Annotated in this window: 15 protein-coding genes, 3 tRNA genes, 2 rRNA genes and 1 other RNA gene; 17 read left to right on the top strand and 4 right to left on the bottom strand. The window is 48.0% G+C overall.

Annotated features, from left to right (window positions below; genetic code table 11):
• The first annotated feature begins 38 nt into the window (after nt 1–38).
• The 7 genes from pheT (at nt 39) to NGM44_RS04920 (ending at nt 8111) form a co-directional block, all read left to right on the top strand.
• Complete coding sequence (gene pheT / locus NGM44_RS04950; protein WP_253224489.1) at nt 39–2435, top strand: phenylalanine--tRNA ligase subunit beta; 2397 nt, start codon at nt 39–41, stop codon at nt 2433–2435.
• A 99-nt stretch (nt 2436–2534) separates the two neighbouring features.
• Nucleotides 2535–2915: a hypothetical protein gene (locus NGM44_RS04945; RefSeq protein WP_253224488.1), complete on the top strand. Its 381-nt coding sequence runs from the start codon at nt 2535–2537 to the stop codon at nt 2913–2915.
• A 270-nt stretch (nt 2916–3185) separates the two neighbouring features.
• Nucleotides 3186–3494, top strand: a complete 309-nt coding sequence (locus NGM44_RS04940; protein ID WP_078254649.1) for an integration host factor subunit alpha — start codon at nt 3186–3188, stop codon at nt 3492–3494.
• Between the two features lie 195 nt (nt 3495–3689).
• Nucleotides 3690–3950 carry a type B 50S ribosomal protein L31 gene (locus tag NGM44_RS04935; protein WP_078318193.1) on the top strand — a complete coding sequence of 87 codons (261 nt, stop codon included), beginning with the start codon at nt 3690–3692 and terminating at the stop codon, nt 3948–3950.
• Nucleotides 3951–4216: 266 nt separating this feature from the next.
• A complete protein-coding gene (locus tag NGM44_RS04930) occupies nt 4217–5050 on the top strand; it encodes a cell division protein ZipA C-terminal FtsZ-binding domain-containing protein (RefSeq protein WP_253224487.1) in 834 nt (277 codons plus the stop codon).
• Between the two features lie 90 nt (nt 5051–5140).
• Nucleotides 5141–7201, top strand: coding sequence for an NAD-dependent DNA ligase LigA (ligA, locus tag NGM44_RS04925; protein ID WP_253224486.1), 2061 nt, complete (start codon nt 5141–5143; stop codon nt 7199–7201).
• 16 nt (nt 7202–7217) lie between these two features.
• On the top strand, nt 7218–8111 hold the full coding sequence (locus NGM44_RS04920) for a DMT family transporter (RefSeq protein ID WP_253224485.1): 894 nt from the start codon (nt 7218–7220) through the stop codon (nt 8109–8111).
• 82 nt (nt 8112–8193) lie between these two features.
• Here the strand turns inward: NGM44_RS04920 and NGM44_RS04915 are convergent, their stop codons facing one another.
• Together NGM44_RS04915 and NGM44_RS04910 are read right to left on the bottom strand one after the other, a co-directional pair.
• The gene (locus NGM44_RS04915; protein WP_253224484.1) at nt 8194–8814 is read right to left on the bottom strand and encodes a hypothetical protein; all 621 of its coding nucleotides are present in this window, start codon (nt 8812–8814) and stop codon (nt 8194–8196) included.
• Nucleotides 8815–8818: 4 nt separating this feature from the next.
• Nucleotides 8819–9289: an Lrp/AsnC family transcriptional regulator gene (locus tag NGM44_RS04910; RefSeq protein ID WP_253224483.1), complete on the bottom strand. Its 471-nt coding sequence runs from the start codon at nt 9287–9289 to the stop codon at nt 8819–8821.
• 180 nt (nt 9290–9469) lie between these two features.
• On the opposite strand from NGM44_RS04910, the gene rarD reads away from it, so the two are divergent.
• Nucleotides 9470–10420, top strand: a complete 951-nt coding sequence (rarD, locus tag NGM44_RS04905; RefSeq protein ID WP_253224482.1) for an EamA family transporter RarD — start codon at nt 9470–9472, stop codon at nt 10418–10420.
• Nucleotides 10421–10493: 73 nt separating this feature from the next.
• Here the strand turns inward: rarD and NGM44_RS04900 are convergent, their stop codons facing one another.
• The gene (locus NGM44_RS04900) at nt 10494–10895 is read right to left on the bottom strand and encodes a VOC family protein (protein WP_253224481.1); all 402 of its coding nucleotides are present in this window, start codon (nt 10893–10895) and stop codon (nt 10494–10496) included.
• A gap of 34 nt (nt 10896–10929) precedes the next feature.
• Complete coding sequence (smpB, locus tag NGM44_RS04895) at nt 10930–11397, bottom strand: SsrA-binding protein SmpB (protein WP_103034620.1); 468 nt, start codon at nt 11395–11397, stop codon at nt 10930–10932.
• Nucleotides 11398–11572: 175 nt separating this feature from the next.
• Between smpB and nfsA the strand changes: the two genes are divergently transcribed.
• The 9 genes from nfsA to NGM44_RS04850 all read left to right on the top strand — a co-directional run bounded on the left by nfsA (nt 11573) and on the right by NGM44_RS04850 (nt 19231).
• Nucleotides 11573–12355 carry an oxygen-insensitive NADPH nitroreductase gene (gene nfsA / locus NGM44_RS04890; RefSeq protein WP_253224480.1) on the top strand — a complete coding sequence of 261 codons (783 nt, stop codon included), beginning with the start codon at nt 11573–11575 and terminating at the stop codon, nt 12353–12355.
• Between the two features lie 207 nt (nt 12356–12562).
• On the top strand, nt 12563–13057 hold the full coding sequence (gene coaD, locus NGM44_RS04885; RefSeq protein WP_253224479.1) for a pantetheine-phosphate adenylyltransferase: 495 nt from the start codon (nt 12563–12565) through the stop codon (nt 13055–13057).
• 2 nt (nt 13058–13059) lie between these two features.
• Nucleotides 13060–13311 carry a YfhL family 4Fe-4S dicluster ferredoxin gene (locus NGM44_RS04880; RefSeq protein WP_078317235.1) on the top strand — a complete coding sequence of 84 codons (252 nt, stop codon included), beginning with the start codon at nt 13060–13062 and terminating at the stop codon, nt 13309–13311.
• A 19-nt stretch (nt 13312–13330) separates the two neighbouring features.
• An RNA gene (gene rnpB / locus NGM44_RS04875) (RNase P RNA component class A) lies at nt 13331–13735 on the top strand.
• 163 nt (nt 13736–13898) lie between these two features.
• Nucleotides 13899–13975: transfer RNA gene (locus NGM44_RS04870), tRNA-Met, on the top strand.
• Between the two features lie 386 nt (nt 13976–14361).
• Nucleotides 14362–15890, top strand: a 16S ribosomal RNA gene (locus NGM44_RS04865).
• 61 nt (nt 15891–15951) lie between these two features.
• Nucleotides 15952–16028: transfer RNA gene (locus NGM44_RS04860), tRNA-Ile, on the top strand.
• A gap of 7 nt (nt 16029–16035) precedes the next feature.
• A tRNA-Ala gene (locus tag NGM44_RS04855) sits at nt 16036–16111 on the top strand.
• Nucleotides 16112–16374: 263 nt separating this feature from the next.
• Nucleotides 16375–19231: ribosomal RNA gene (locus tag NGM44_RS04850) — 23S ribosomal RNA — on the top strand.
• Together the 16S and 23S rRNA genes with 3 tRNA genes alongside form the textbook arrangement of a ribosomal RNA operon.
• Nucleotides 19232–19259: the final 28 nt, after the last annotated feature.

Genomic DNA, 19259 nt, shown 5'->3' with positions numbered 1-19259 from the left:
AGAAATTATTTTTTACAGTCTAAATATCAGAGATTACAATGAAAATCAGTGAACAATGGCTAAGACAATGGGCAAATCCAAGCGTCGATAGTGAAACTTTGGGCGAACAGCTGACCATGGCGGGGCTTGAGCTGGATGGCATGGAAATGATTGCGCCACCATTTAGCGGTGTCGTGGTCGGTGAAGTTATCGAGTGTGCTCAGCATCCTGATGCTGACCGCCTGCGTGTGACTCGTGTCAATATCGGTACAGGTGAGCTATTACAAATCGTCTGTGGTGCGCCAAATGTGCGTGTCGGGCTAAAAGTGGCGGTGGCGACCGTTGGTGCTGTCTTGCCAAGCGATGATGACAAGGGCTTTAAAATCAAAAAAGGCAAACTGCGTGGCGTAGAGTCGCATGGAATGCTGTGTGGTGCGTCAGAGCTTGGACTTGAAGATAAAATTGATGGCCTGCTTGAGCTGGCTGATGATGCGCCGATTGGTGTCGATGTCCGCAGTTATCTAAACCTAGATGCCAAGATTTTTGAGATTGCCATCACGCCAAACCGTGGCGACTGCCTAAGCGTACTGGGGCTCGCTCGTGAGATTGCGGTGATTAATCGTCTACCGCTAAACCGTGTGTCATTTGATGTCATCAATCCAAGCACGACAGCGAGTGTCGGCGTACAAGTGGCGAATACCACCGCTTGCCCACGCTATCTGGCACAGCGTATCGATGGCATTGATCGCTCTGTGGCGACGCCTGAATGGATGGAGTCGGCGCTTGTGGCATCAGGCGTGCGTACGCATAATTTCTTGGTGGATGTGACAAACTTTGTGCTCCTTGAGCTGGGTCAGCCGCTACACGCCTTTGATGCTGATAAGATTGTCGGCGATATTGTGGTGCGTGATTCTGTCGCAGGCGAGACGGTTGAGCTATTGAACGAGCAGACGATCACCTTGACTGGTGATGAGCTTGTGATCGCTGATGATGTTGGCGTGCTTGCTTTGGCAGGTATCATGGGTGGTGCTCGCTCAGCGGTGAGTGATGAGACGACAAGCATCGTGCTAGAAAGTGCGCACTTTGATCAGCTTGCCATCGCAGGGCGTGCCCGTCGTTTTGGTTTGCATACTGATGCGTCACAGCGTTTTGAGCGTGGGGTAGATTTTGAGCTACCACGCACAGCGCTGGATCGTGCGACTAGCCTGATTATCAGTGTGGCAGGCGGTGCAGCAGGGCAAATCACCACAGCCGAAACGCTTGACAAGCTACCTGCCCGCCACAGCATCCGTGTACCTGTGGCAAAAGTTGAGCAGCTACTGGGTGTGACTATCTCAAGCGATGAGATTGTCGATATTCTAAACCGCTTAGAAATCGCCACTAGCCTAGAGGGTGACACACTCATCTGCCAAGCACCAAGCCATCGCTTTGATATGAATATCGCCGAAGATGTGGTCGAAGAAGTCGCTCGCATCTATGGTTATGATCATATTGATGTACGCCTGCCAAGCTTTGCTGTGGATATGCGTTATGATGATACAGCGGATTTGATTCATGTTGCCAAGCTTACCCTAGCTGATGCTGGCTACCATGAAGCGGTGAGCTTTAGCTTTAGCGATGCTAAGATCGAATCGCTATTTGATGATAAAAGTCTGGGTGCGGTATTACCGCTTGCCAATCCGATTTCAAGTGATTTGGCGGTGATGCGTCGCACACTACTATCAAGCCTATTACCTGTGGTCAGCTACAACCTAAACCGTCAGCAGGCGCGCGTGCGTCTGTTTGAGACAGGTCTGAGCTTTGTTGGGGCGGATGTGGCAAGTCTTGTGCAGACACCAAGCCTTGCCATCGTGGCGACAGGCACGGTATATCCTGAGCAGCACCATGCCAACCGTGCGATGGACTTTTTTGATCTAAAGCGTGATGTCGAAAGTCTGTTGCCTGCGACCTTAAATAAAGCACACATCAGCTATGAGCGTGCCGATTTGGACTTCTTGCACCCAGGTCAAAGTGCTTATCTGTCAGTGAATGGTGAGCGTCTGGGCTGGTTTGGCCAGCTACATCCAAGCATTGCCAAAGCGATGGATCTGCCGAGCGTTTGGGTCGCTGAGCTGAACCTAGATAAGCTGATTGCACTCAATCACACGCAGTCTGCTATCAAAGCGCCAAGCAAATTCCCAAGCGTACGCCGTGATTTGGCGGTGCTTGTGGATACTGATATTGCTTGGCAGTCGCTTGAAGCGGACATCCGTGCGACAGCAGGCGTGCATCTACAAGATGTGTGGCTATTTGATGTCTATACTGGCGAGCGACTGCCGACAGGTACGCGTTCATTAGCGTTTGCGATGGTGTTCCAAAACCATGATGCGACGCTTGAAGATGAACAAATCAAAAAAGCAGTAGATAAAGTTGTCGCTGTACTTGATGACAAGCACGGTGCCAAACTGCGTGATTGATGCGTGATGATGCGTGTGTCACTTGCACGCCAAACATCACCAAAACCGCCACACTGCGATGCTTTGTGGCGGTTTTGTTTATAGGGTGAAGGATTTGGTATGCAATGGGTGGTGGTGCGGTGCATCGTGCATACTCTACCCACCAGAGCAATCGTTAAGGGATGTATTATGGATGTGCAGATAAAATTGGATATTCTAAAAGATAATTTACTGATAATTGAAAGATGTAATCAGGAAGTTCAATCAATATTAAATCAAGCGGAATATTCCATTCGCTTTAAGATGGAGCAGGCAAAGAATTTGGATTTTGATCAGTCAAAAGATTTAATTCATGAGCTTTTCTTAATACAAGAGCAAATAGCTTTCATTGTTTTTCAGTTTAATTATCAAGTTAGTGATTTTTTATATAATTTCATCCGTGATTTCGATAGATGTGATGAATATGCCGCTCGGTATGTCTTTGAAAAATATATGGCTTAGCTGAATGAATCGGAGTGCTTAAAATTGGTATCATTAAAAAAGCAGTGGTTTGCCCTGTGCATCTTATATATTTGACCGATGACTGAAAATATCAATAAGACCCGCTTGCCACATTTGCTAATTTTTCGTGCTTACCAAAATAATTGACCAAAAATCACCTTGGGATAAAAATTTAAATTGCATTAAGCATACAATCAAGTGTACAATGATAAATACGATTGAATTTGAAATCGTGCATTAGGTAGCTTATTGATACATAAGGATAAAATCATGAGTGCACTGACCAAGGCGGATATGGTAGATCAGCTGACCATTCGCCTACGATTGACCCGTCAGCAGGCGCGCAAGCTGGTGGATGGGTTTTTTGAAGAGATTAGCCAAAGCCTTGCTGATGGCAAAGAAGTCAAGCTGTCAGGATTTGGTAATTTTGAGCTCAAGGACAAAAAATCACGCCCAGGACGCAATCCAAAAACTGGCGAGAGCATCCCTGTCGAAGCACGCCGTGTGGTGACTTTTAAAGCAGGTCAAAAACTGCGTGGCTGGGTCGATAGCCAAAATAATCAAAACGCCAAAAAGTAAGCAAAATTGCTTGATACTTAAGTTAGTTTTTGCTAAAATATTGGCTTTATGTTCCCACTTAAGATGGCTAATAACATAGACAAACATGGTGCGGCATGCCAAAGTTGGTTGGTGATGACGTGGCTATGTTCCACTGATTCTGGCAAGACTAGCAGTGCTTATTAGTGCTTAGGTTTATTGGATAAGAGATTTATCATGCGTAAAGACATTCACCCAGAATATCGCGAAGTATTGTTCCACGATACCAATGCTGATGTGTACTTCCTAACTCGTTCAACTGTTGCTACCAAGACAACTCGTGAATACGAAGGTCAAGAGTACCCATACTTCCCATTGGATATCTCAAGTGCATCGCACCCATTCTACACTGGCGAACAACGCAAAACTGCAAACGAAGGTCGTGTTGCAAGCTTCAACAAGCGTTTTGGTGCTTTTGCAAACCGTGGCAAAAAATAAGCCATCGTTTGATGCTAAAATCGTCTCTATATGGGGCGATTTTTTTGTGCTGATTTTCTGTCATTTTATCGATTTGCTGCTGGATTTTCGCCAATATCGCCGTACAATTGACCCAAGCCATCAAAAATTGTAACAATTTTCATGAATACAGTGTACAACAGATGACGAATGTGACAAGCCGTGATAAACTATAGCTATCTGCTTTTTATCATAATTTTTCAAACTTTTCATGCGCTGGGGTAAATATGCAAGGATCGTGGTTTTGGATGTTGCTGACCGTCGTTGTGATGTTGGTTGGATTGTACATCATCGTGCGTGGTATGCGCCTAAAAAATGACACACTAGAAAATGGTGATACCGTTCACAAGCATGGTCTGCCGATTACGCCACGCGATGAGCGCGTTTTTGAGACCATCGATGTCGAAAAAAATGCCGAGCATGAACAAGATGCCTTATCAAACATGGCGCAAGTCATGGAAGCGACGCCTGTCGATACCCTAAAAACTGCTGCACCAGTCGCTGAGCCGACTGCACAAACCGCCCAAACTCAAGCCAATCATGATAAACCTGTACAGGCGCAGGTCGCCATCGAGCAGGTGGATAATGGCTTTGATGAAGAGTCAGCCGTGCTGAATCAGCACATGGATGAGCAACAAAATTTCGATGAAGCCAATAACCCACTGGGTGAATGTGAAGGCACGGTGACGATCGTTATCACGCCGCAGTTTGGCGCGCCGATCAGTGGTCGCAAGGTGCTTGAGATCAGCCGTAACTATGGCTTGCGTCATGGGGTGATGAATATGTTCCACCGTCATGAACTGGAAGATGGTCGCGGCGATCGTTGGTTCAGCATGATGGCAGAAAACATCGAAGGCCCGACTGCATTTGACCTAAATACTTTAGCGGATGATCATTTCACAGGCTTAATCCTATTTTTGGTACTGCCGCACAAGCAACTATTACGCGGCTATGACAGCATGGTATCGACCGCCAATATGTTGGCGCGCGAACTGAACGCAACTTTGACCGATGAAAATCGCAACTTGATGGATGATGAAGCTTTTGCGCGTTTGCGTGGTATTTTGGCAAACCATCAATAACCCAGCCAAACCGACATCAACCGCTCTTATGGGCGGTTTTTTCCTATGATATTTTTTAAATAAACAATTAAAAAGCTTGATAACAATACCATGAATGATTTATTTGATACCATCTCAGACAGCCAAAACGCCGATGAACAAGCCATCATCAGCCAAATGCGCGCATTGATCGCGTTATTAAAAAAGCACAACCACGCTTATTATGTACTGGACAATCCAAGCATCAGTGATGGCGAATACGATGGTTTGCGCAAGCAGTTGATCGCTTTAGAAAATGCGCACCCTACACTTGTGCAGGTGGACAGTCCGATTCAGACTGTTGGCGGTGAGCCTTTGCCATTTTTCACACAAGTGGCGCACGATGTTCCGATGCTGTCATTGGGCAATGTCTTTGATGGTGATGAGTTGGCGGCTTTTTTGCGCCGTGCCAGTGAGCGTATCGGCAGTAGTATTGATGAATATGAAATGGAGCTAAAGCTCGATGGCTTGGCGGTATCGCTCAAATACGAACACGGACAATTTGCCCAAGCGGTGACGCGTGGCGATGGACAAGTGGGCGAAGACATCACGCACAATGTCCGCACCATTCGCAATCTGCCTTTGTCACTGCCAGAGTGCGCTGACATTGCACTATTAGAAGTGCGTGGGGAAGTCTTGATGCCAAAAGCAGGCTTTGCCAAGATGAACCGTGAACTTGGCGAGCGCGGTGAGAAGACTTTTGCCAATCCGCGTAATGCCGCGGCAGGCTCATTGCGTCAGCTTAATCCTGCCATCGCAGCTGCGCGTCCGTTGGCATTTTTTGGTTATTCGGTAAATCAAGGCTTGCCAAGTGCCATCACCACGCAGTCCGCGGCGATGACTTGGCTTGGCAAGCTTGGCTTTGAGACTTCGCCTTTTGCGGTAGCGAATGGCTTTGATGAGATTCAGGCATTTTATCAAGAGACCATCGCGCGTCGTGCTACGCTGCCGTTTGAGATCGATGGCATGGTGGTGAAGGTCAATAGCCTTGTCACACAAGAGCGACTGGGTTTTTTGAGCCGCGAACCGCGCTGGGCGACGGCGTACAAATTCCCTGCCGAGACGGTGCCGACACGCCTTATCGATGTCGAATGGCAAGTGGGGCGCACAGGGACGCTGACGCCAGTGGGCAAGCTTGAGCCTGTCAATGTCGGCGGTGTGACGGTGAGTAATGTGACGCTGCATAACTTTGGTGAAATTGGGCGATTGGGTTTGATGATTGGCGATATGGTCAATGTGCATCGCGCTGGTGATGTCATCCCGAAAGTCTCGGGCAATATCATCGAGCTGCGCCCTGCCGATGCGCGCAGCATCACTTTGCCAAGCACTTGCCCTGTGTGTGATTCGCCTGTGGTGCTGCCTGATGGCGAAGCGTTGGCGCGTTGTACCGGTGGTCTGTACTGTAAGGCGCAGCAGCAAGAAGCTTTGATTCACTTTGTCGCGCGCCGTGCGATGGATATTGATGGGCTTGGTACTTCTTGGCTGATTAAGTTTTTTGAGATGGGGATTATTAAGACCGTCGCGGACATTTATCAGCTGCACACCCAAGCGGATATGCTTATGACGCTTGAAGGACTTGGCGAAAAATCCGTCACCAAGATGCTGACCGCGATCGATGCATCTAAGGCGACGACTTTGCCGCGATTTATCTTTGCCTTAGGCATTCGTGGTGTTGGCGAGAGTACCGCGCTGTCACTTGCCCAAGAATTTGGTGATTTGCCAGCGATCATTGCTGCTGATTTGGAGAAATTACAAAGCGTGCCTGACATCGGTGAAGTGACCGCACAGGCGATTTATGAATTTTTCCGCGCGCCGCATAATTTAGAAGTGCTCGATGCGCTCTTGGCAGCAGGCATTCATTGGCAAGTGGTGGATGCGTCAGATAAGGCAGATTTGCCCTTGGCAGGCGAGACTTGGGTGGTGACAGGTACGCTTGGCAGTATGGGGCGCGATGAAGCCAAAGATAAGCTTGTGGCATTGGGCGCGAAAGTTGCTGGTAGTGTGTCTGCCAAGACCACGCGACTCTTGGCAGGTGAAAAAGCAGGCAGCAAGCTTGAGAAAGCCACGAGCCTTGGTGTGACGGTCGTGAGCGAAGATGAGTTTTTGGCACTGCTTAGCGAATACGGCGGATAATCAATAAGGATGGCACATGACACAGACTGCGAATACTGCCAATAGCCATGCCATGCTTGGGCTTGTGGTTGGCTGCGTGCTGTTTGGCATGGGTAGCCTGATCGTCGCGCATGTGTCGGTCGGCGCGTATGCGATGGCGTTTTGGCGACTGGTGGTATCGACACTGGTATTTGTGGTGTTATCAAAATTATTGCGCCAAGCGTTTCCCATGCACCCTAAGGCCATCGGCTTTGCCTTATTATCAGGGGCGGCACTGGGGCTGGATTTGGCGCTGTGGCATGAGAGCATTCATGCGGTGGGACCGGGGATTTCGACATTGCTTAATAGCTTGCAGATTTTCTTTTTGGCGTTCATCGGCTTTGTGTTTTATAAAGAAAAGCAGTCGATCATGCAGCTTGTCAGTCTTGTGATTGCAGTGGCGGGCGTGGGTTTGATCGCAAGTCCTGAATTTGCGCACAATGACTTAGCGGGTTGGGGCTTTGTCGCAGGCATCGTCTCAGGTGCGTGTCTTGCCATTTCGATGACTTGGGTGCGGCAGGTGCACAGTCATCAGACGGTGGCGATTTTGCCATTGATGACACTGGTGGGTATCGGTGGGGTGGCAGCGGTGTTGCCGTTGATGTTGGTGTTTGACGCAGGGCGGATTATGCCGACTTCGATGAGTGATGTGGGCTGGATTTTGGTGTATGGCATTGTCATGCAGTGTATGGCGTGGGGTGTGATTGCTTATAGCATTCCCAAGCTAAGCCTTGCTTTGACGGGGCTGTTACTGCTGTCTGAGCCAGTGGCGGCATTGGTGCTCGATTATTTTTGGCTCGATAAAGCCATCAGTGGTATGCAGTGGTTGGGGGCGTTTTTGACGATGCTTGCGATTTATCTGGGTTCGGCTAAGTCCAAAAAGACGGCATGAATCACCCAAAATCCTATTGATCATCCCCATAGGTTTCATGTGAAACTTATGGGGATTTTTGATGGCAAGACTTGCCACACCATCATTTCCCTGAGACCAGCTCCACAGGCAGCACCAAGCCTTCACCGAATTTATCCGCGATCACATAGTCATGCGTCTCGGTAATAACATCAGGGGCGACTTGCACGACGAGCGCGGGATTTGCGCCATCGCGAAAGCTGTGCGCGATGTATTTACCGCCCAATTGATCCAAAAGTTTGCCCAGTACTTCAGGGCTTGCCATGGATAAAGTCATCGACAGCTGGGCTTGCTCTGGACTGATACCAAAGCTTTTGGCGTAGTTGCTGACAGGTACAGAATCTTTGGCAAACGGATAAGCAAAGGCAGCAGGGTCAATTTTTTTCACCGATTTGACATCGATTTGTGACCAGTCGATTTGTGTCTTGCCATCAGCGGTGATGATGGGCTTGGCGGTCTCGATTTCAGGATAATCGCTCGTATCGATTTGCTTTAAAAGTTCATCAAACTGATGCGGATCAGCTTGCTCGGTGCTCGCAGCTTGAGCAGCAGGGTCTTGTTCCGCTGTTTTGCCTTGGGCTTCGCGCTCGATTTTGGCGAAGTTTTCTTTGGCAGAATTATCCGCACAGCCTGCGATAACAAGGCTTGCTGCCAATGCTGTCATCATCAAAAATCGCGTTTTCATCACATTACTCATCATCTAAGAAAATCTTGGTGCTAGATTTTACCGAATTCATCACAAATTGGCTATTAAAAGTTGCAACATTATTGTCGCTTGTGAGCATTTGCCGTGTGAATCGGTGATAATCCTGCATATCTTGATTGGCGACGATCAGCACAAAATCATAATCCCCCGAGATCTCATAACAGCTCATCACCTGCGGATGTGCCGCCATCACGCGCTCGAAGCGGTGCTGCATCGGCGTGTTTGAATTAACCATCTTAATCAGCACAAGCACGGTCAAAGGTCGCTGCACCTTGATGGGATTGACGATGACGACGGTGCGCTCGATGACTTTGGCGTCATTAAGCTGGCTGATGCGGCGCTGTGTGGTCGCGGTGGAAGTGCCGACTTTTTCGGCGATGACTTTGAGCGGTAAAGTGGCATCGTCTTGCAAGAGATTTAAAATTTTGCGGTCAATATGGTCAAGTGCGTGCATGGTATGAATTTGGTTGGCAAATATGGTTTGATTGATAAATTTATCCAAAAATATGAGAAATTTTATCAAAAATCATAAAAATATGCAAAATAAACCCAAAAATCACGCAAATCACGCATTATTTATTCACAAGAATTTTTTACAATAAGCGCATTCAATCACTCATCATAAGAAATAACCATGACCAGCATCGTTAGCAAATACACCACGCGTTATGCCCAAAGTTTCAGCCGTTTTAGCAGCACAAGCCAAGCCAACAGCATGGCATTCGGCGTGTTTTTGGCGGTATTATCCAATGTCCTATTTGGCGTGCTGTATGCGTATGGCAAATGGATGGCACCACTGTCAGGGACGCAGGTGTTTTTGTGGCGGATGGTAATGATGTGGGGGTGCTTGGCGTTGTTTTTGGCGATGACGGGCAAGATGGCAGAGTTTCGTGCTGAGATTGGCGCCATCAAGGGCGTCAAGTCATGGCTGTATCTGCTTGTGCCGACTCCAATTCTTGCCAGTCAGCTGTGGTTGTTTATGTGGGCGCCGGTCAATGGGCAGAGCATTCAGGTGTCGATGGGTTATTTTTTGTTTCCATTGGCGATGGTGCTTGCTGGGTTTTTGGTGTTTCGTGAACGCCTAAGCCGACTACAGTCACTGGCGGTGGCATTAGCAGCGGCAGGCGTGGCGTTTGAGATTTATCGCACCAGCGGGGTGAGTTTTGCGACTTTGTGGGTGTGTGGCACTTATCCGATTTATTATGTGATGCGTCGCAAGCAGGGTATTCGTGCTTTGACAGGCCTGTTTTTTGATTTGTCCATCATTGCGCCGATTTGTCTGATTTGGATCATCAGCACTGATGCCATCGATGTGGCGTCAAATGGCGTGCTACTTGCCAAGGCGGTGGGGCTTGGGGCAATCAGCGTGCTTGCGATGGCGACCAATCTACAAGCAGGGCGACTGCTGCCTGTGAGCCTGTTTGGGATGCTCAGCTACCTTGAGCCTGTGCTCTTGTTTTTCTTGTCCATCACGGTGCTGGGTGCGGTGTTTAGCCCATCGATGTTGATTAGCTATGGCTTGATTTGGCTTGCGGTGATGTGTCTGATGGCACAAGGGTGGCTTGCCAATCGCAAAAAAGCTTAAACATCCAAAAAGCCGATTGGTTTGACAATCGGCTTTTTGCTATCAGTGGTTATTATAGCTTACTCATCGATACTTATTCGTCAATTTCGTCATCGATATATTGACTGATCTCGACCAAATTACCATCAGGGTCACGGCAATACACCGAGTGAATCTTGCCCACCGCACCAGTGCGTGGCACGATACCATTTTCTAGAATCTCAATATCATGCGACTGCAACATCGCCATCACTTGAGCCAGTGGCGTGTCGGTCAATAGGCAAATATCAATCGTGCCTGTGTTGGCGTGCTGGGCATTAGGCAGGATTTCGTTGCCTTTTTGGTGTAGGTTGAATTTCTGTTGCCCAAAGCACAATGCCTTGCGATTGTCGCCAAAGGTAGTTAGCGTCATACCAAGCACTTGGGTATAAAACGCAATCGTACGCTCCATATCAGCCACAGTCAGTACGATATGGTCAATGGCGGTGATGTTCATTCTGATTCATCCCTGTCCATGAATTTATAGTTTGTCAGTAGCCTTGGTTTTTAAAGCCACGCTGTTTATCACGAGCAAAATCACGATCTTTGAGCGTCGCTCGTTTGTCGTGTAGCTTTTTACCCTTAGCTAGGGCGATTTCACATTTGACACGGCTATTTTTCCAATAACATGACAATGCCACCACCGCATAGCCTTTTTGGTTAACCATACCAAACAGCTTATCAATCTCACGGCGATTGAGCAGCAGTTTACGCGTGCGAATATTGTCAGGATGCACATGCGTTGAGCTGGTCAATAGTGGCTGGATGTGCGCCCCGAACAAAAACGCTTCGCCATTTTTAAAAATCACATAACTTTCGGTAATGCTCATTTTGCCGGCACGAATGGATTTGACTTCCCAGCCTTCAAGCACAAGACCTGCTTCAAACGTTTCTTCGATAAAAAACTCATGCCGTGCCTTTTTGTTGGCACAGATTTGATTGCTTGGTTTTTTTGCCATGTGTTATCCTAATACTTTTAAATTTGCTGATTGATGGCATTATAACAAAATTTTTGGCAAATGGGCGAGATTTGCCAAATTCCAATTTGACCAAACCCATGCTTGCATCGATGGGTAAAATTTTGCTAATATGCCATCAACAGTTATCATTCATCATAGTCATCAAGGAAATCCCATGCTAAACAGCAAACCTACCCTGCAAACCCTGCTAGATCACCGCTCAATCCGCAAATACACAGGCGAGCCGATCTCTGATGAGATGCTAACGGCAGTGCTAGAAGCAGGCCGCGCGGTCTCGACTTCCAGTTTTCTACAAGCCACAAGCATCATCCGTGTCGTCGATCCTGCCAAGCGTACCGCGCTGCGTCAGATTTCGTGCGACATGAGCGAAGATCAGTACAATCAAGCGCTGGCAGATGGTAAGCGTTTGGGCCATGCTTATGTTGAAGATTGCGCAGAATATTTGGTGTTTTGTATGGATGCGTATCGCCACAATCAGCTTGCCGATGTGCAGACGGATTGGACAGAAGTGGCGGTGATTGGCGCGATTGATGCGGCACTCATGGCACAAAATGTGCTGGCTGCTGCAGAAAGTTTGGGCTTAGGCGGTGTGTTTATTGGCAGTCTTCGTAATGACATTCGCCGTGCAGGCGAGATTTTGGGTACGCCAAAGCATGTCGTGCCGCTGTTTGGCTTGTGCTTAGGCCATCCTGATATGTCATCAAAAATCAACCAATCTCAACGCCCACGCCTACCGCTGGATGTTTTGGTATCGACCGACACTTATCAAGTGGCAAGCGATGAGACCTTAGCGGCTTATAATGAGGTGGTCAAGGGCTACTATAATGGCCGTGGCATCGAGATGGATTGGAAAGACCAAATCGCCAGCACTTTTGGCGGAGATGTGCGTCCGTTTATGCTTGAGCATCTACAAGAGCAAGGTTTTTGCAAACGCTAAGCGTATTGGCTTATCAATCATCATGACAGCTGAGTGCTTTGGCTGATTTACCAAGCTAATCAAAATGCACAAAAAAGCAGAATGGCACAGTGATCGCCGTTCTGCTTTTTTGTGATAGAAATTGTACCAAATTCACCAGCAAATATTCTCATCATATCCAAAATTTGTTACCATAGACATTTTATTGATAATCATAAGGCGGCCATTATGAGCCAAACGCCAAGACGCGTGCTGTACCCAGGGACATTTGACCCAATCACCAACGGGCATATTGACTTGGTCAATCGTGCGCTCAAACTGTTTGATGAAGTGGTGATTGCAGTGGCTTTTGCCCATCACAAAAAACCCTTGTTCGATTTTGATGAACGGGTGGCGATGGTCAAAGCATCTTTTGACAACCCAAAGGTTTCAGTGGTGCCATTCGAAGGCTTGTTGGTTGAGTTCGCGCGTGAACAAAAAGCGAGCGCGGTGCTTCGTGGGCTGCGAGCGGTGAGTGATTTTGAATACGAATTTGGCTTGGCAAGCATGAACCGCAGCTTAGATGAGCAGTTTGAAGCGGTATTTTTGACACCGTCGCAGGAATATTCATTTGTATCATCGACACTGGTGCGTGAAGTGGCAAAGCTTGGCGGCGATGTCAGTAAATTTGTCCCGCCTGTCGTGCTTGATGGCTTTGCCAATAAATTTGCCAATAAGGGGTAATTATGGCACTAAAAATCACCGAAGAATGTATCAACTGCGATGTCTGCGAACCTGTCTGCCCCAATGATGCCATCTATGCAGGCGAGGATATCTATGTGATCAATCCAGCACTGTGTACAGAATGTGTCGGGCATCATGACACACCGCAGTGTGTGGATATTTGCCCTGTCGATTGCATCCCAAAAGATCCTGAGCATCCAGAGACACAAGATGAGCTGATGGCAAAGTACCAAAAACTCACCGCAAACGCTTAATCTGTGCTATAATCAACACTTGGCAGACCAGACAATCGCTGTCCGACCACTCAATTTAATTGGCATGACAAGTTACCATGACCATGCAAAAGCAGTTAAATTCAGTGGTCGGAGGGAGGAAAGTCCGGGCTACACAGGGCAGCGTGCTAGCTAACGGCTAGGGGGCGAAAGCCTACGACCAGTGCAACAGAGAACAGACCGCCAACGCCAATCGGCACGGTAAGGGTGAAACGGTGGGGTAAGAGCCCACCGCATGACTGGCAACAGCTCATGGCAAGGTAAACTCCACGCGTAGCAAGACCAAATAGGTGTCCAATCGGTTGCCCGCCGAGGATACGGGTAGGTTGCTCGAGCGTGTCAGCGATGGCACGCCTAGATGAATGATTGTCCACGACAGAACCCGGCTTATCGGTTTGCCAATTTATTTATAGTAGTTTATAGTGGCGATTACTGGGAAAATATAGCCCAAATCGTCGCTAAACTGTGATGGCTATCCTTAACATCACAAAAATTTTGCAAAATCACAAATTTTTGTCAAATTATTGTTGACAAGGGTAAACTTTGTGCTATAATTTGCGTCCTGTAACGGCGATGTAGCTCAGCTGGTTAGAGCGCACGACTCATAATCGTGAGGTCAAGAGTTCAAGTCTCTTCATCGCCACCAACTATTAAAAAAATTTGAAAAAGTGCTTGACACCGAAATCAAATACTGTATAATAGTTGGTCTGAATCGCTGATAACTACAGCGAAACGAATTGAAAAAAATTCAAACAAAAAAAGCTTGACATAAAAAACCAATCGGTTATAATAGAGAGCTCAAGTCATCCACTAGACGATAGTATGACTAAAACTATTTAAAATCAAAACTAAAGAACAACTTGTGTGGATTTTTGCGAATACAAGATAATCTTAAAAAAATTATCATTTATATTCAGCAAGAATACTCAAAGTTAATTCATTTACACGATGAGCAAATATTGCTAGTAATAATAAATGAGCCAACATTAAAGTCCAATCAAACAATCTTTGTTTTATTGGCAACTCAAGATTAAACTGAAGAGTTTGATCATGGCTCAGATTGAACGCTGGCGGCAGGCTTAACACATGCAAGTCGAACGAGGTTAGGGAGCTTGCTCCTGATACCTAGTGGCGAACGGGTGAGTAATGCTTAGGAATCTGCCTAGTAGTGGGGGATAACTTGGGGAAACTCAAGCTAATACCGCATACGACCTACGGGTGAAAGGGGGCGCAAGCTCTCGCTATTAGATGAGCCTAAGTCGGATTAGCTAGTTGGTGGGGTAAAGGCCTACCAAGGCGACGATCTGTAGCTGGTCTGAGAGGATGATCAGCCACACTGGGACTGAGACACGGCCCAGACTCCTACGGGAGGCAGCAGTGGGGAATATTGGACAATGGGCGAAAGCCTGATCCAGCCATGCCGCGTGTGTGAAGAAGGCCTTTTGGTTGTAAAGCACTTTAAGTAGGGAGGAAAAGCTAATGGTTAATACCCATTAGCCCTGACGTTACCTACAGAATAAGCACCGGCTAACTCTGTGCCAGCAGCCGCGGTAATACAGAGGGTGCAAGCGTTAATCGGAATTACTGGGCGTAAAGCGCGCGTAGGTGGTTGCTTAAGTCAGATGTGAAAGCCCCGGGCTTAACCTGGGAACTGCATCTGATACTGGGTGACTAGAGTAGGTGAGAGGGGAGTAGAATTCCAGGTGTAGCGGTGAAATGCGTAGAGATCTGGAGGAATACCGATGGCGAAGGCAGCTCCCTGGCATCATACTGACACTGAGGTGCGAAAGCGTGGGTAGCAAACAGGATTAGATACCCTGGTAGTCCACGCCGTAAACGATGTCTACCAGTCGTTGGGTCTCTTGAAGACTTAGTGACGCAGTTAACGCAATAAGTAGACCGCCTGGGGAGTACGGCCGCAAGGTTAAAACTCAAATGAATTGACGGGGGCCCGCACAAGCGGTGGAGCATGTGGTTTAATTCGATGCAACGCGAAGAACCTTACCTGGTCTTGACATACAGAGAATTCGCTAGAGATAGCTTAGTGCCTTCGGGAACTCTGATACAGGTGCTGCATGGCTGTCGTCAGCTCGTGTCGTGAGATGTTGGGTTAAGTCCCGCAACGAGCGCAACCCTTTTCCTTAGTTACCAGCACTTCGGGTGGGAACTCTAAGGATACTGCCAGTGACAAACTGGAGGAAGGCGGGGACGACGTCAAGTCATCATGGCCCTTACGACCAGGGCTACACACGTGCTACAATGGTTGGTACAAAGGGTTGCTACACAGCGATGTGATGCTAATCTCAAAAAGCCAATCGTAGTCCGGATTGGAGTCTGCAACTCGACTCCATGAAGTCGGAATCGCTAGTAATCGCAGATCAGAATGCTGCGGTGAATACGTTCCCGGGCCTTGTACACACCGCCCGTCACACCATGGGAGTTGATCTCACCAGAAGTGGTTAGCCTAACGCAAGAGGGCGATCACCACGGTGGGGTCGATGACTGGGGTGAAGTCGTAACAAGGTAGCCGTAGGGGAACCTGCGGCTGGATCACCTCCTTAATGAAGATATCTGATTGGCAAGAATCCACAACAAGTTGTTCTTTGGTAAGATGTTTAAAACGGGTCTATAGCTCAGTTGGTTAGAGCACCGTGTTGATAACGCGGGGGTCATAAGTTCAAGTCTTATTAGACCCACCATTAAATTGGGGCCATAGCTCAGTTGGTAGAGCGCCTGCCTTGCACGCAGGAGGTCAGGAGTTCGACTCTCCTTGGCTCCACCATTTAAACATCAAAGCATACATAAGCAATTTAATAAGAGATTTCTTATTTATGCTTTTACTTTATAAACTGACGAAGTTTATAACACTATTTAACAACATGATTATGAGTCTGGGTTAATAAATTATCCAACGTAATTTATTAACCATGGTGATTGTACCCCAAAATACAATCACCTAAAGTAAAGAGAACTGAATCAAGCGTAAACATAGGTGAAGATCGTTACACATTACCCTTATAACACCAAGACTACTTGGGGTTGTATGGTCAAGTAATGAAGTGCACATGGTGGATGCCTTGGCAGTCAGAGGCGATGAAAGACGTGATAGCCTGCGATAAGCGTCGGTGAGGTGGCAATATCCTGTGACCCGGCGATTTCTGAATGGGGAAACCCACCTAAGATAACTTAGGTATCATAATTTATTTTATGAGGCAAACCGGGAGAAGTGAAACATCTCAGTACCCCGAGGAAAAGACATCAATTGAGATTCCCCAAGTAGCGGCGAGCGAACGGGGAGGAGCCGATCGAATTTACAGTAGCAAAATGGCGTGGGAAAGCCAACCATAGTAGGTGATAGTCCTGTATGCGAAACTGTTTATGAGACATATTAAGTAGGGCGGAACACGAGAAATTCTGTCTGAAGATGGGGGGACCATCCTCCAAGGCTAAATACTCCTGACTGACCGATAGTGAACCAGTACCGTGAGGGAAAGGCGAAAAGAACCCCTGTTAGGGGAGTGAAATAGAACCTGAAACCGTGTGCATACAAGCAGTCGGAGCGGACTTGTTCCGTGACGGCGTACCTTTTGTATAATGGGTCAGCGACTTATATTCTGTAGCAAGGTTAACCGTATAGGGGAGCCGTAGGGAAACCGAGTCTTAATAGGGCGACTTCAGTTGCAGGGTATAGACCCGAAACCGAGTGATCTATCCATGAGCAGGTTGAAAGTGTCGTAACAGACACCGGAGGACCGAACCCACTCCCGTTGAAAAGGTAGGGGATGACTTGTGGATAGGGGTGAAAGGCTAATCAAACTCGGTGATAGCTGGTTCTCCCCGAAAGCTATTTAGGTAGCGCCTCGGACGAACACCATGGGGGGTAGAGCACTGTTTCGGCTAGGGGGTCATCCCGACTTACCAAACCGATGCAAACTCCGAATACCCATGAGTGATATCCGGGAGACAGACGGCGGGTGCTAACGTCCGTCGTCAAGAGGGAAACAACCCAGACCGCCAGCTAAGGCCCCAAATTCCTAGTTAAGTGGGAAACGATGTGGGAAGGCACAGACAGCTAGGAGGTTGGCTTAGAAGCAGCCACCCTTTAAAGAAAGCGTAATAGCTCACTAGTCGAGTCGGCCTGCGCGGAAGATGTAACGGGGCTCAAACTAGGAGCCGAAGCTGCGGATTTAATTGTTTCAATTAAGTGGTAGGGGAGCGTTGTGTAAGCCTGTGAAGGTGTATCGTAAGGTATGCTGGAGGTATCACAAGAGCGAATGCTGACGTGAGTAACGACAAAACGGGTGAAAAGCCCGTTCGCCGGAAGACCAAGGGTTCCAGTCCAACGTTAATCGGGGCTGGGTGAGTCGACCCCTAAGGCGAGGCCGAAAGGCGTAGTCGATGGGAAATCGGTTAATATTCCGATACTTGTTTATGATGCGATGGAGGGACGGAGAAGGTTATGCCAGCCTGGCGATGGTTGTCCAGGTGGAAGGATGTAGGTAGGCTTAGTAGGCAAATCCGCTAGGCTATTACTGAGATCTGATAGCAAGCCAGTTTACTGGCGAAGTGGCAAATACCATGCTTCCAGGAAAAGCTTCTAAGCGATAGTCATAAACAAATCGTACCCGAAACCGACACAGGTGGTCAGGTAGAGAATACCAAGGCGCTTGAGAGAACTCTGCTGAAGGAACTAGGCAAAATGGTACCGTAACTTCGGGAGAAGGTACGCTGCCGGTGGTGAAACCCTCGCGGTGTAAGCTACTGGCAGTCGCAGATACCAGGCTGCTGCAACTGTTTATTAAAAACACAGCACTCTGCAAACACGAAAGTGGACGTATAGGGTGTGATGCCTGCCCGGTGCTGGAAGGTTAATTGATGTGGTTAGCGCAAGCGAAGCTATTGATCGAAGCCCCAGTAAACGGCGGCCGTAACTATAACGGTCCTAAGGTAGCGAAATTCCTTGTCGGGTAAGTTCCGACCTGCACGAATGGCATAATGATGGCAGCGCTGTCTCCAGCAGAGACTCAGTGAAATCGAAATCGCAGTGAAGATGCTGTGTACCCGCGGCTAGACGGAAAGACCCCGTGAACCTTTACTACAGCTTTACATTGAACTTTGACCTAACTTGTGTAGGATAGGTGGGAGGCTTTGAAGTAGGGACGCCAGTTCCTATGGAGCCATCCTTGAAATACCACCCTGGTTATGTTGGGGTTCTAACTTAGATATAACAGTATCAAGGACAATGTATGGTGGGTAGTTTGACTGGGGCGGTCTCCTCCTAAAGAGTAACGGAGGAGTACGAAGGTGCGCTCAGAACGGTCGGAAATCGTTCAAAGAGTATAAAGGCAAAAGCGCGCTTAACTGCGAGACCCACAAGTCGAGCAGGTACGAAAGTAGGTCTTAGTGATCCGGTGGTTCTGTATGGAAGGGCCATCGCTCAACGGATAAAAGGTACTCTGGGGATAACAGGCTGATACCGCCCAAGAGTTCATATCGACGGCGGTGTTTGGCACCTCGATGTCGGCTCATCTCATCCTGGGGCTGAAGCAGGTCCCAAGGGTATGGCTGTTCGCCATTTAAAGAGGTACGCGAGCTGGGTTTAGAACGTCGTGAGACAGTTCGGTCCCTATCTACCGTGGGCGTTGGAAATTTGAGAGGATCTGCTCCTAGTACGAGAGGACCAGAGTGGACGAACCTCTGGTGTTCCGGTTGTCACGCCAGTGGCATTGCCGGGTAGCTACGTTCGGATGGGATAACCGCTGAAAGCATCTAAGCGGGAAGCCCACCTCAAGATGAGATTTCCCTAAAGAGCCGTTGTAGACTACGACGTTGATAGGTTGGGTGTGGAAGCATGGTGACATGTGTAGCTAACCAATACTAATTGCTCGTTTGGCTTGACCATACAACACCCAAGTGGTTTAATACTACTG

This window comes from Moraxella sp. FZFQ2102, assembly GCF_024137865.1.
GTDB lineage: Bacteria > Pseudomonadota > Gammaproteobacteria > Pseudomonadales > Moraxellaceae > Moraxella.
The sequence above is the reverse complement of the archived record's forward strand: the minus strand, read 5'-3'. Positions and strand labels throughout refer to the sequence as shown.

Coding starts and splice junctions, on each gene's coding strand:
- nfsA (WP_253224480.1), top strand. CDS start 11,573: ATGCTAAACAGCAAACCTACCCTGCAAACCCTGCTAGATCACCGCTCA.
- NGM44_RS04930 (WP_253224487.1), top strand. CDS start 4,217: ATGTTGCTGACCGTCGTTGTGATGTTGGTTGGATTGTACATCATCGTG.
- NGM44_RS04920 (WP_253224485.1), top strand. CDS start 7,218: ATGACACAGACTGCGAATACTGCCAATAGCCATGCCATGCTTGGGCTT.
- NGM44_RS04910 (WP_253224483.1), bottom strand. CDS start 9,289: ATGCACGCACTTGACCATATTGACCGCAAAATTTTAAATCTCTTGCAA.
- smpB (WP_103034620.1), bottom strand. CDS start 11,397: ATGGCAAAAAAACCAAGCAATCAAATCTGTGCCAACAAAAAGGCACGG.
- NGM44_RS04945 (WP_253224488.1), top strand. CDS start 2,535: ATGCAATGGGTGGTGGTGCGGTGCATCGTGCATACTCTACCCACCAGA.
- NGM44_RS04935 (WP_078318193.1), top strand. CDS start 3,690: ATGCGTAAAGACATTCACCCAGAATATCGCGAAGTATTGTTCCACGAT.
- NGM44_RS04940 (WP_078254649.1), top strand. CDS start 3,186: ATGAGTGCACTGACCAAGGCGGATATGGTAGATCAGCTGACCATTCGC.
- pheT (WP_253224489.1), top strand. CDS start 39: ATGAAAATCAGTGAACAATGGCTAAGACAATGGGCAAATCCAAGCGTC.
- NGM44_RS04900 (WP_253224481.1), bottom strand. CDS start 10,895: ATGAACATCACCGCCATTGACCATATCGTACTGACTGTGGCTGATATG.
- ligA (WP_253224486.1), top strand. CDS start 5,141: ATGAATGATTTATTTGATACCATCTCAGACAGCCAAAACGCCGATGAA.
- NGM44_RS04915 (WP_253224484.1), bottom strand. CDS start 8,814: ATGAAAACGCGATTTTTGATGATGACAGCATTGGCAGCAAGCCTTGTT.
- rarD (WP_253224482.1), top strand. CDS start 9,470: ATGACCAGCATCGTTAGCAAATACACCACGCGTTATGCCCAAAGTTTC.
- NGM44_RS04880 (WP_078317235.1), top strand. CDS start 13,060: ATGGCACTAAAAATCACCGAAGAATGTATCAACTGCGATGTCTGCGAA.
- coaD (WP_253224479.1), top strand. CDS start 12,563: ATGAGCCAAACGCCAAGACGCGTGCTGTACCCAGGGACATTTGACCCA.